The sequence below is a fragment of the Mycobacterium sp. GA-1841 genome (assembly GCF_001954135.1).
GTDB lineage: Bacteria > Actinomycetota > Actinomycetes > Mycobacteriales > Mycobacteriaceae > Mycobacterium.
Window position 1 is genome coordinate 21,616 of record NZ_MBEQ01000095.1, and the last position, 13,394, is coordinate 35,009.

Here is a 13,394-nt window from a genome sequence, read left to right on the forward strand (position 1 = left end):
CTCCATATCGGCCCATTCCCAAGGTGATACGGGATCGTAATGCATTGCGCTGACCAACGATGCGGAACGGAATTTACGGTTGCCAACCTCCAAGCGCCATCGCATAACAGCTGCATGACGGCTATGTGATGAGCGGACGCCGCTGGCCTCAGGCACGATAGCAAGCCTTTGCGAAAAAGTTCTCGATCGCCGCGTTCACCGCATTCGGCCGTTCCAGGAAGCCGAGGTGGCCGGCGTCGGAGATCTCCAGGTAGCGCCCATTTGGCAAAGCATCGGCCACCTCCGCGCCCAGATGCGGCGGCATCACCAGGTCGTCGGCGAAACCGATGACCAACACCTCAGCGGTGATAGACCGGTAGGCCGGCCGCCGATCCATTTTCGGGGCGACGCCATACTGAGCGCGGATACCCGGTGTCAGCTTCGCCGGCCACCTGGTGAACATGTCGATCCAATCTCGCACCGAGTTCTCGTCGTTGAGCGTCTTGGGTGAAAAGCTCTCGATCAGGCGGAGTTTCGCTTCATATGTGGCGGGAAGCTGCACACCGGCGTCGGCAAGGTCGCGTTCGGCGATACGGAAAAACTCCCGCGTCCGATCATGACGGCCCCGAGTTGCCATCAGCACGGCCTGGCTCACCAGCTCAGGCCGCGACAACATGAGTTCCTGGGCGATATAGGAGCCCATGGAGACCGCAACCAAACGAACCGGATCCAGTTCGAGTCGCTCGATCAAGGCCGCCGTGTCCGCCACCATCGTCGCGCAGGTAAAGCCGTCGCTTTCCGAAGTCGCCCCCACACCCCGGTTGTCGAACGTGATGACGCGATATCCAGCTGCGCGAAAAGCCGGAACCTGATACAGATCCCAGGTACGCCCCAGCCCGCCCTGTCCCGCGATGAACAGGATGGGCTCGCCGTCGCCGCGGTCCTCGTATGCCAGGTTCACGTGCCACCCGCCCGCACAGGCGCCTATGCGTCCAAGCGGGCGAACTCGCCCTGTCGATATTGCGTCACGCATGCCGCACGCCGAACCTTGCCGCTCGTCGTGATCGGAATCGACCCAGGCGACACCAGAACCAGATCCGCGACACCGAGACTGTGCGTGTTGAAGATCGCCGACGTCACTTCGCGTTTGACGGCGGTGAGTTGCTCGCCGGAGCCGTCTGGCGAATCTGGGTGTTTCCGTACTTCGATAATGACCACGAGCTTCTCGGTGTGCCCGTCCGGCACCGCTATGGCAGCACACCGGCTGCGGCTGATCTCCTGGATGGTCGCCTCGATGTCGTCTGGAGAGTGGTTGCGCCCGTATACGATCAGCAGATCCTTGATGCGGCCGATGACGAACAACTCACCTTCGAAGATGAACCCGGAGTCGCCGGTGCGCAGCCAGGGCCCGTCGGGGCTGCCGGACGACGCACTGTCCAGCCAGGCACCGAAGGTGGCAACGGTCTCTTTCGGACGCTGCCAGTATCCTGCCGAGACATTGTCGCCGTGCACCCAGATCTCACCGACAGTTCCGGCCGGGCACTCGGTTCGGGTCTCGGGATTCACGATCCGGATCGTCGGCGCCAGCGGCACTCCATAACTGACCAGGGGTGTACCCGCGCCGTTCGCGCAGCGCTGCGCAGTTCCGACGGTCAACGCCTCGGAATCGAATCGCACGATCGCCGGCGGCTCACCCGATTCGCGGGTGGCCACATACACGGTGGCTTCGGCAAGCCCGTAGGACGGCCGGATTGCTGTCGGGGGCAGTTGAAACCGTTCGAAACGCCGGGTGAAGCGCTCGAGCGTGGCCGGGTGCACCCGTTCGCTGCCGGTGATGATGGTGAGCACTTCCGATAGATCCAGACCGGCCATATCGCCGTCTGACGTTTTGCGCACGGCCAATTCGAACGCGAAGTTCGGTGCGGCCGTATAGGTTCGACCGTTGGTGGCCAGGTGTTGGATCCACCGAGCAGGCCTTTGCAGAAACGCCACCGGGCTCATGAGCACCGCCGGAACTCCCGCCAGCACCGGCGCGCAGACACCCAGATACAACCCCATGTCGTGATAAAACGGCAGCCAGGACACGATGGTCGAGCCCTCGGGAACCACGTTGTTGAATTCCGCGAAGTATCCCGTCGTCAGTTGTTCATAGTTGGCCAGCAGGTTGCGGTGCGACATCATCACCCCGGCCGGATTGCGCGTCGACCCCGACGTGTACTGCAAATACGCTGTATCGGTGAGGTTTTCGTGCTGAGGCAGTGCCCTCATCGGAGCATCCTGGTTCAGGGTGTCCACTTCGACGATCGCCGGGGGGGAAACGCCCGGTTGAGTATCGGCGTAGTGCGCATCGACATAATCGGTCACCGCGCCGACCACCGCCGACGTGGTCAGGATGACCGTCGGCGAGGCGTCCTGCAGCACCGAACTGACGCGTTCGTCGCTGACACCGCCGAGCGGAACGGCCAGCGGGACTGCGATCCGCCCAGCCTGCATCGCACCGAGAAATGCGACGATGTAATCGAGACCCTGCGGCGCCAGGACCAGCGCACGGTCTCCCGGCGAACCGAAATGCTCGAGTTCACGCGCGACAATCCCCGCCCGCCGATATAGCTGTGAATAGGTGAGGCTCTCGCGGACCCCGTCCCAGTTCGTTTCATAATCAACAAACGTCACTGCCGTGTCGTCGCCTTGCAGACCGGCACGTTCGGACAGCAACGTCAAAATGGACGTCTCAACCACGGGCACAGGGTAGCGCCATAAATGTCTTCATATATCCGAATAACAGCAAACTCTTGAAGAACGTCCAGAAGATAACACTCACGTCATTCATCCGAGCAACCTCCGCTGCACTTCAACCACCAACCCAGCAGTCTCACAGCATCTGATCATGTGTGAAGTCGCCGCGTACGGGGCCACTGCCGGAACTATTTGAAAGGGGAGATATCTCGTCGGCAGATTGCCCAGATTCGAGGACAGGGCATCACAGCGAACTTACCGTTGTTGGTTGTGACCGCCCGATTCGGGCGCTGAGCCTCCACGGCCGTGCGACCATGCGGCCGTGATCACGTGTCGCTCGGCGCACCAATTCAGGGCATCGAGCCTTACAGCGGTCGACCGCGGAAAGGCCTGTGGGAGGAGGGCAATTGACCGCACTCGAAAGTGTGCGCGAAGGGATTTCAGACCCGGGTGGTTCACGCCATTCTGCGCATGCCTTACCAGTTACCCCTGTTGCCGTCATCGGCATGTCCTGTCGGCTGCCCGGCGGCATCGATTCCCCTGAGCGGCTGTGGGAATCCTTGATACGAGGCGATGACCTGGTGACCGAGGTTCCACCTGACCGCTGGGACGCCGACGAGTACTACGATCCGGAGCCCGGCGTGCCGGGTCGATCGGTGTCGAAGTGGGGCGCCTTCCTCGACGACGTCGCCGGCTTCGATGCCGAGTTCTTCGGGATCAATGAACGGGAGAGTGCCGCGCTTGATCCGCAGCATCGGTTACTGCTGGAGACCTCCTGGGAAGCCATGGAGCATGCCGGTCTCACCCGGGACGCCCTCGCGGACTCGCTTACCGGGGTGTTCGTCGGTTTGACCCATGCGGACTACCAGATGCTCGCTGCCGACGCCCAGGCCTTGGAAGCGGCATACGGGTTCAGCGGCAACAACTTCAGCCTGGCATCAGGGCGAATCGCGTATGCCCTCGGCGTGCACGGTCCGGCGCTCACGGTGGACACCGCTTGTTCTTCTGGTCTCACCGCGGTGCACCTGGCGTGCCGAAGCCTGCACGAGGGAGAAAGCGACCTCGCGCTGGCCGGGGGTGCCACGTTGGCCTTGGATCCGCGAAAATTCGCATCGGGTTCAGCAGAGGGAATGCTCTCGGCGACCGGACGCTGCCACGCCTTCGATGTCGCAGCCGACGGATTCGTCGGTGGCGAGGGCTGCGTCGTCGTATTGCTCAAACGGTTGCCGGATGCACTCAGAGACGGTGACCGGATCCTGGCCGTGGTGCGCGGTACGGCCGCGAATCAGGACGGTCACACCGTCAACATCGCGACGCCCTCGGATGCTGCCCAGACTGCGGTGTACCGGGCCGCCTTGACTGCGGCCGGGGTCGACCCCGCCACCGTCGGCATGGTAGAGGCACACGGTACGGGCACACCGGTGGGCGACCCGATCGAATACTCCAGTCTCGCGAAGGTTTACGGCATCGACAGCCCCTGCGCACTCGCTTCGGTGAAGACCAACATGGGCCACGCGCAGGCAGCCTCGGGAGCCATCGGACTGATGAAGGCGGTTCTCGCGCTCCAGCATGGCCTGGTTCCGCAGAACCTGCACTTCCATCGTCTCCCGGACCAGCTCGCCGAGATTCGGACCAAACTTTTTGTCCCCCAGGAGACCACGCCCTGGTGCACCAACGGACACCATCCCCGACGGGCCGCGGTCTCGTCGTACGGATTGTCGGGAACCAATGTGCACGCCGTCTTGGAACAAGCACCACAACAACCCTCAGAATCGGCAGCTGCACATTCGCCATCCGCGCCGACGACGCCGATGCTGTTTCCCCTCTCCTCGACGTCGGCCGACGAACTTCGACGCACGGCCGGTCGCTTGGCAGATTGGATCGAGGCGCACCACGACGTCGCCCTCCCGGACCTGTCCTACACATTGGCCCGTCGACGGGTACACCGGCCGGTGCGCACCGCGGTCAGCGCAAGCAGGCGAGAAGAACTCACCGCGGCATTGCGGGAGGTCGCCGAGGGTGACACCCCATATCAGGCCGCGGTCGGCCGTGACGATCGCGGCCCGGTATGGGTGTTCTCCGGACAGGGTTCACAGTGGGCAGGTATGGGTGCCGAGCTTCTGTCGACCGAGCCGGTCTTCGCCGCAACCGTGGCACAGGCCGAGCCGATCATCGCGGCCGAATCCGGATTCTCGGTGACCGAGGCGATATCGGCGACGGAGGTGGTCACCGGTCAAGACCGGCTGCAGCCGACGTTGTTCACCATGCAGGTGGCCATGGCCGCCGCCATGAAGGCACACGGTGCACGGCCCGGTGCCGTCATCGGCCATTCTCTGGGCGAGGGTGCGGCAGCGGTCGTCGCCGGCGCACTGTCGTTGGAGGACGGGCTGCGGCTGATCTGCCGCCGGTCTCGGCTGATGTCCCGGATCGCCGGTAAAGGCGCCACGGCCGCTGTGGAACTTCCTGCGAAACAGGTACTTTCAGAGCTGACCGGCCGCGGTGTCAACGATGTCGTGGTGGCCGTCGTGGCGTCGCCGCAGTCCACCGTCATCGCCGGTACCACCGAAACGGTTCGCATTCTCGTCACAGACTGGGAACAACGCGGTGTGATGGCCCGCGAGGTGCCGGTCGACGTGGCCTTCCATTCACCCCAGGTGGAGCCGATCGTAGGCGATCTCGCCGATGCGCTCGCCGACCTCAAGCCCATGGTTCCGGAGATCCCGTTCTACTCGGCGACTTCGTTCGACCCTCGCGAGCAACCCGTCTGCGATGCCAACTACTGGGTGACGAACATGCGCCGTATGGTTCGCTTCGCCACCGCGGTACAGGCCGCGTTGGAGGACGGCTACCGAGTCTTCGCCGAACTGTCACCCCACCCCCTGCTCACGCGGGCCCTCGAACAGACCGCTTCCAGCCGTCAGACGCCGATGGCCGCCTTGGCCGCGATGCGCCGTCAGCAATCGATGCCGAATGGGCTGCGGGGCCTCTTGATCGATCTGCACAGTGCGGGTGCATCGGTCGATTTCTCCGTGCTTTGTCCGGCCGGTCAACTGGTGGAAGCGCCGCTACCAACGTGGACGCACCACCGACTGTGGCTGGCAGGGGGCGGCCAGGAAGCCCCGACCCATGGCGGTTGCACTATCGTCGTCCATCCCCTGTTGGGCGCGAACGTACGGCTGCACGAGGAGCCGGCGCGCCACGTGTGGCAGGCCGATATCGGCACCGGCGCTCAACCCTGGCTCGCCGATCACCAGATCCGCGGTGTCGCCGTCCTTCCCGGTGCGGCGTACTGCGAGATGGCGCTGGCTGCCGCGCGGGCTCTGCACGGACAGTCCTGCGAAGTCCGCGACATCCGCTTCGAACAGGCGCTGCTGGTCGACGACCACACCGTCGTCGGCGCCTCCGCCTCGATCTCCGCTCCCGGTGCCGCGACCTTCACGGTGGAAACCGACGAGGACGGACAGCAGACGCGGCACGCGTCCGCGATGCTATGCGCCGCAGCGGACGAACAACCTCCGGCTTACGACATGCCGGCAGCCCTGGCCGCCCACCCCAATGAGGAAGATGGCGCAGAGGTACGTGATCGCGTCAGCCGGCACGGCATCGAGTACGGGCCGGCGTTCACCGGCCTGATCACAGTGCGCACCAGCGATGAACCGACGCGCACGGTGCTAGCCGAAGTCGCGTTGCCCCGCTCCATCCGCTCACAGCAGGACGCCTATGGTGTGCACCCGGCCCTCTTGGACGCCTGCTTCCAATCGGTCGAGGCTCATCCCGACGTCCAGGCGCTCGGTGGCGACGTCCTGGGTTTGCCGCTCGGGGTCCGGCGCCTGCGCATCTACGGATCCGCACGCAACGCGCACTACTGCTACACACGCCTGATCAAGGCCGACTCGAGCGGCATCGAGGTAGACATCGATGTGCTCGATGAGAGTGGCACGGTCCTGCTGAGCGCGCAGGGCCTTCGACTGGGCACCGGCGCCTCCGGAAGCGGGCGGGATGATCAGGTCCTCAGTGAGAGACTGCTGACCGTCGAGTGGCGGCAACAGGAATTGCCGGAGGTCGAGTATGTCGACGCCGGATCCTGGCTGCTGATCGGCGAGTCAGATGGTCGGGATGCCAGCACCGAAGAGTTGTGCGGCATCTTGAAAGACCGCGGCGCACAATGCACGAGCATGAGTTGGCCCGACCAGAGCGACGACTCGGTGACCTGCCGGCAACTCGCCCACCATCTGCGCGCCGACCGATTCTCCGGAGTCGTGATCCTCATGTCGCCGAACAACGGGGACCACGTCGACCAGTCACCGTTGTTGGGTCGCGAATACGTGCGCCACATGGTGCATCTCACCCGTGAGTTGCCGGAGATCAACGGAGAACTACCGCGCCTGTATGTCGTGACGCGCAACGCACAGACAGTCGTGGCCGGCGATGTGGCGAATCTGGATCAGGCAGAGTTGCGTGGCCTGTTCCGAGTCATCGGCACCGAACATCCGCATCTGGCCGCCACTCAGATCGATCTCGACGAAGCCACCGACATCGAGCAGGTGGCCCGGCAATTGTTGAGCGGGACCGAAGAGGACGAAACCGCGTGGCGCAACGGCCGCTGGTATACGGCACGACTGTGCCTGGCCCCACTCCGGCCCGAGGAGCGGCAGACCACGGTCGCCCAACTCGATCGCGACAGAATGCGGTTGCAGATCCGTATGCCAGGGGACCTGGAGTCGATGGAACTCGTTGCGTGCGAGCATGTCCCGCCAGGTCCGGGTCAGATCGAGGTCGCAGTGACGGCTTCGAGCATCAATTTCGCCGATGTACTCGTTGCGTTCGGTCGTTATCCCGCGTTCGACGGACGGCTACCGCAGCTCGGCATCGACTTCGCCGGAGTGGTGACCGCGGTCGGCCCCGGAGTGACCGAGCATCGTGTCGGCGATCACGTCGGCGGTTTGTGCGCCGACGGATGCTGGGGGACGTTCGTGACCTGTGATGCCCGATTGGCGACCACGCTGCCTGCGGGCCTGACCGATCAGCAGGCGGCCGCCCTCACGATCGCCACGGCCACCGCCTACTACGGGCTTAACGACATGGCGCGAATCAAAGCCGGTGACAAGGTGTTGGTCCATTCGGCCACCGGTGGGGTGGGCCAGGCGGCGATGGCCATCGCGCAGGCGGCCGGTGCCGAGATTTTCGCCACCGCGGGCAGCGAGCGGCGCCGGCAGCTGTTGCGCGACATGGGTATCGAGCATGTTTACGACTCGCGAACCGTGGATTTCGCCGATCAGATCCGTGAAGACACCGAGGGCTACGGGGTGGACATCGTGTTGAATTCGGTGACCGGCGCAGCCCAGCGCGCCGGCCTCGAACTGCTGGCGTTCGGTGGCCGATTCGTGGAGATCGGCAAACGCGACATCTATGGCGACACTCGGTTGGGCCTGTTCCCGTTCCGCCGCAACCTCTCGTTCTATGCCGTCGATCTCGCACTGATGTCGGTCAGCCATCCCGACCGGCTTCGAGAGTTACTGGCCACGGTGTATCTGCTGACCGCCGAGGGTGATCTGCCGATGCCTGAATTCACTCAGTACCCATTGGTCGACGCCGCCAACGCGATTCGGATGATGAGCGGTGCGCAGCACACCGGGAAGCTGGTGCTCGACGTCCCACACACCGGCTCCAGCCGCCTCGTGGTTCCACCATCGGAGGTGCGGGTGTTCCGTGCCGACGGCGCTTACATCGTGACCGGCGGGCTCGGAGGCCTGGGATCGTTCCTGGCCGAGAAGATGGCAGCCAATGGGTGTGGACGTATCGTTTTGTCCTCTCGCTCGCAGCCAAGCGCAACGGCGTTGGAGACCCTCGAGCGCATCCGGTCGACCGGTGTCGACATCCTCGTCGAGTGCGGCGACATCGCCGAGGCGGGTACTGCCGAGAAGTTGGTGGCCACCGCGACTGGCAGTGGGCTTCCGCTGCGCGGCGTGTTGCACGCGGCCGGGGTGATCGAAGACGCAGCGCTGACGAACATCACCGACGACCTGATCGAACGAGACTGGGCGCCAAAGGTTTACGGCGCGTGGAACCTGCACAATGCCACCTCCGACCAGCCCTTGGACTGGTTCTGCTCGTTCTCGTCGGCGGCCGCTCTGGTCGGCTCGCCGGGACAGGGCGCCTACGCCGCGGCCAACAGTTGGCTCGACGCCTTCAGCATGTGGCGGCGAGCCCAAGGCTTGCCCGCCACCTCGATCGCCTGGGGCGCCTGGGGCCAGATCGGCCGTGGCACGGCCCTGGCGGAAGGCGCCGGAATGGCCATTGCTCCCGACGAAGGCGCCTATGCGTTCGAAGCCCTGCTGCGGCACGACCGCGCCTATACCGGGTACGCACCGATCACCGGGGCGCCGTGGTTGTCCGTGTTCGCCGAACGCAGCCCGTTCGCCGAGGCGTTCCGATCGGCCGGCCAAGGCGCGACGGGCACCAGCAAGTTGCGTGCGGAGCTCGACGAGCTACCACCGGAAGAGTGGGCCGCCAGGCTGCGCCATCTCATCTCTGACCAGGTCAGCGTGATCCTGCGGCGAAGTGTCGATCCTGACCGCTCGCTGTCCGAGTACGGGATGGATTCTTTGGGGGCACTCGAGCTGCGTACCCGCATCGAGAATGAAACGGGAATTCGCATCTCGGCCACCGGTATCACGACCATTCACGGTTTGGCAGAGTTGTTGTGCGAAAAGCTCACACCGGTCGAGGCGGCATGACCGTGGACGCCGGCACCCAGAGCATCGTGAGCATGCCAAGGGGCGGACCAGACGCGTCATGGTTGTCGCGACGGTTGCAGACCGATCGCTTGGAATATCTGGACCGCAGCGACGTCGACGACTTGAAGCAGAAAGTTGTCCGGGCACTCGATCGCGGCGGACGTCGACGGCGTTTCGGCACGTACGAGAAGTACGCGCGGATGGCGCTCGATGAAGTGGACCAACACCCGGCACCAAAAATCCTTGAACTCGGCTGTGGTCTCGGCGGATTGTCACGGAAGTTACTGGAGCTGCATCCCAGCGCTGAGGTGACCATCACCGATGTCGATCCGTCGTTCGTATCCGAGAACGCCGCCGGTGACCTGGGCGACCACCCGCGTGCCACGGTCCGCGAAATGGACGCCACCGACATCGACGCCTCGGACGGATCATTCGACCTCGCAGTGTTCGCGTTATCACTGCACCACTTGCCGCCGGAATCAGCCGCTCGAGTCTTCGCGGAAGGCACGCGCGCGGCGGCGAAGTTGATGATCATCGACGTCCACCGGCCGCCGCCGCCGCTGCACTTGGCCATGCTGGCCGCGGCGATGCCGTTCACCGGTATCCCGGTGATACACGACGCGGTGATCAGTGGCCTGCGCGCCTACAGCACCTCGGCGTTGCGCGCACTGGCTCAGTGCGCCGATTCGACCATCAGGCTCGAATTCCGTCATCGCCGAATCGGCCCGACGGTGCTCCTGGCACGTCGTTGTCAGCAAACGGATTCATGTTCACACGGAGAGCGCATCGGCTGAGGCGGACGGTCGCGCGACGAACCACCAAATACTCGCCGGTCCGTCTGCGAAAGATGGGAGCACCGGTAATGTCGTGGTGCCATGAGGCACCCTGAAAGACATTGATAGATAGTGTATTAACCGATGCAATGGTCAGATACCTCGTCGGTCGGCGGTATTCGGTCGCCTCGCACAAGTGGCCCATGCCACCTCAAGGCGAGATGCGCCACAGCCGAATGGAAAACCTGTGGGGAAATTTCCGAGAAACCAAACAGCAAACGGTTGAACCGGTAACATTCCGATTATGTGGGGGTCGTTGGCCGTACTGGCACTCTTGACGACGATCAATCCTGTCCGCCTCGGCCTCATCCTCCTGGTCTTGTCCCGGCCGCGGCCGATGAAGAACCTGCTCGCCTATTGGACCGGCGCCCTGGTGGTCGGGATGGCGACCCTCCTCATTCCGTTGATCATCCTGCACACTGCACCGTCGTCAGCCTCGTTCGCCGACAAGTTCGCCGACCCCACGTCGAGTCCGGCGGCCCAACGCAGCACGCTCGGCACGGGCGCTGTCCTGCTGCTGATCGCCGTCGCCCTGGGCGTACACGCCCTGATGCGGTCGCGAGCTTCGGAACGAAGTGTCGTCGCCGCGGTCGCGGGATCTGGAGGGACCACCAAAAGCTCGACGATGTTGATGGATTCGTCGATTCCGCCGGCACTCAGGCGTTTCCTGCACCCGTCGTCCGAGGACGGGGCCGAGAGCGGGTCGAAGGTACGGCGACTGCTGGCCAAAGCCCGCTCGGCATGGCGGGACGGCTCTCCGTGGATTTCCTTTTTCATCGGTGTCTGGTTTCTTCCACCGCTGGACGGAGTCTTCTTCGCGCTCGGCATCGTCATCGCCTCGGGGGCGTCCACCGGAGTTCAGGTCATCGCCCTCGTCGTATTCGTCTTCGGTGTGCTCACCGTGGAGGAGATCATCCTGGTCAGCAACCTCTTCGCGCCGCAGCGCACGCAGGCGGTCTTGCGCAAAGTTCACGACTGGGCGCACGTCCACCGGCGCAAATTCGTCGCCGCCATCCTGACTGTCGTCGGGCTTTCACTGATCGCCCGGGGTCTGGGCGGCCTCTGACCGGATCGGAAGTCTCTCGGCCGATCCGCTCGGTATCATTCTCGCGGCATCGGTAACGAACGTTGTTCTCCGGGAGCGGTAACACATGTGCGCACACGTCGAGCGGATGGAATTCCAAGCGGAGGCACGGCAGCTGTTGGAGCTGCTGGTGCATTCGGTCTACTCGCATAAGGACTCATTTCTTCGGGAGCTGATCTCGAACGCCTCCGACGCGCTCGACAAGCTGCGCCTCGAAACAATGCGCAACAAAGACCTGAACGCCGACGCTTCGGACCTCCATATCGAGCTCGAAGTTGGTCAGGACCCACGCACGCTGACCGTGCGGGACAATGGCATCGGGATGACCCATGACGAGGTCGTGGAGCTGATCGGCACGTTGGCCAGATCCGGAACCGGCGAGCTGCGCCAACGATTGCGAGAGAGCAAGAAGGCAGCCGATTCAGAGGAATTGATCGGCCAGTTCGGCGTCGGCTTCTACTCGACTTTCATGGTGGCCGACGAGGTCGAGCTGCTCACCCGGAAAGCGGGCGAAAGCGGTGCCACTCGTTGGGTGTCCAGCGGTGACGGCACCTACACCATCGAGTCCGTCGACGACGCGCCGCAGGGCACCTCGGTCATCCTGCGCCTCAAGCCGGCAGACGTCGAAGACCAACTGCCCGACTACACCGCCGAGTGGAAGATCCGAGAACTCGTCAAGAAGTATTCGGATTTCATCGCCTGGCCGATCCGCATGCAGGTCGCGCGCACCACCCCGTCCGCCGAAGAAAGCGGCGAGAACATCGTGACCGTCGAGACGGAGACGCTCAACTCCGGCAAGGCCCTGTGGGCCAGGCCGAAAGACGAGGTCTCCGACGAGGAATACCGGGAGTTCTACAAGCACATCGCCCACGCCTGGGACGATCCGCTGGAGATCATCACGATGAAGGGCGAGGGCACCTTCGAATACCAGGCGTTGTTGTTCATCCCGTCTCACGCCCCATTTGACTTGTTCACCCGGGACGCCAAGACCGGCGTGCAGCTCTACGTCAAACGGGTGTTCATCATGGGCGACTGTGACGAACTGATCCCGGGCTACCTGCGTTTCGTCAAAGGCGTGGTCGATGCCCAAGACATGTCGCTCAATGTCTCTCGTGAAATCTTGCAACAAGATAGACACATCACAGTCATCCGGCGGCGGCTGACCAAGAAGGTCCTCTCGACGATCGGCGATCTCCAGACCGGACGACCCGATGATTACCGCACGTTCTGGACGCAGTTCGGCGCGGTCCTCAAAGAGGGCTTGGTACACGATGCCGACAACCAGGACACCCTCCTCCGGATTTCGTCCTTCGCCTCGACTCAGAATGCCGACGACGTGACCACACTGGCCGGATATGTCGAGCGGATGAAGGACGGCCAGACGCAGATCTTCTACGCCACCGGGCCGTCGCGCGACCAGTTGCTGAAGTCGCCCCACCTCGAGGCATTCAAGGCCAGGGGCTACGAGGTGCTGTTGCTCACCGACCCGGTCGACGAGGTCTGGGTGAGTTCGGTGCGGGAGTTCGACGGCAAGCCCCTGCAATCGGTGGCCAAAGGCGAGGTGGATCTCGACTCCGATGAGGAGAAGGCGACGCAGGAAGCCGAGCGAGAAGAGCAGCAGCGCGATTTCTCGGATCTGCTCGCCTGGCTGAAAGAGACCTTGGCCGATCACGTGTCCGAGGTTCGGTTGTCCACCCGGCTGACCGAATCGCCGGCCTGCCTGATCACCCCGAGTTTCGGCATCACACCGGCGCTGGCCCGCATGTACCGCGCATCCGGGCAGGATGTCCCGGTCGGTAAACGGATTCTGGAGATCAACCCCGGACATTCACTCATCACCGCCCTGCGCCAGGCATACAAGAACCGCGGCGACGATTCCGTAGCCACTGCGCAACTCGGTGAGACAGCCGAACTGCTCTATGGCACAGCACTTCTTGCCGAAGGCGGCGAACTCGATGATCCGGCCAAGTTCGCGGCGCTGCTCGCCGATCGGCTGACCCGTACGGTGTGACCCGGACGGATGCC

Annotated in this window: 6 protein-coding genes; 4 read left to right on the forward strand and 2 right to left on the reverse strand. The window is 63.8% G+C overall.

Translation table 11 applies throughout. The features are described 5' to 3' along the window. Positions 1–148: 148 nt before the first annotated feature. Positions 149–940 (reverse strand): alpha/beta fold hydrolase, encoded by a 792-nt coding sequence (locus tag A5740_RS22555; protein WP_076197763.1) that lies wholly within the window; start codon positions 938–940, stop codon positions 149–151. Between the two features lie 23 nt (positions 941–963). Further along, entirely contained in the window at positions 964–2,718 is a 1,755-nt protein-coding gene (locus tag A5740_RS22560; RefSeq protein WP_076197887.1) for an AMP-binding protein, read from the reverse strand. Between the two features lie 422 nt (positions 2,719–3,140). On the opposite strand from A5740_RS22560, the gene pks2 reads away from it, so the two are divergent. The 4 genes from pks2 (at position 3,141) to htpG (ending at position 13,380) form a co-directional block, all read left to right on the forward strand. After that, a complete protein-coding gene (gene pks2 / locus A5740_RS22565; RefSeq protein ID WP_076197889.1) occupies positions 3,141–9,452 on the forward strand; it encodes a type I polyketide synthase in 6,312 nt (2,103 codons plus the stop codon). Beyond that, entirely contained in the window at positions 9,449–10,246 is a 798-nt protein-coding gene (locus A5740_RS22570) for a class I SAM-dependent methyltransferase (RefSeq protein WP_076197765.1), read from the forward strand. Before pks2 ends, A5740_RS22570 begins: the two co-directional genes overlap by 4 nt. Positions 10,247–10,529: 283 nt before the next feature. Further along, positions 10,530–11,351, forward strand: a complete 822-nt coding sequence (locus A5740_RS22575) for a GAP family protein (RefSeq protein WP_254849305.1) — start codon at positions 10,530–10,532, stop codon at positions 11,349–11,351. Positions 11,352–11,436: 85 nt separating this feature from the next. After that, a complete protein-coding gene (gene htpG, locus A5740_RS22580; protein WP_076197767.1) occupies positions 11,437–13,380 on the forward strand; it encodes a molecular chaperone HtpG in 1,944 nt (647 codons plus the stop codon). The last annotated feature ends 14 nt before the right edge of the window (positions 13,381–13,394 follow it).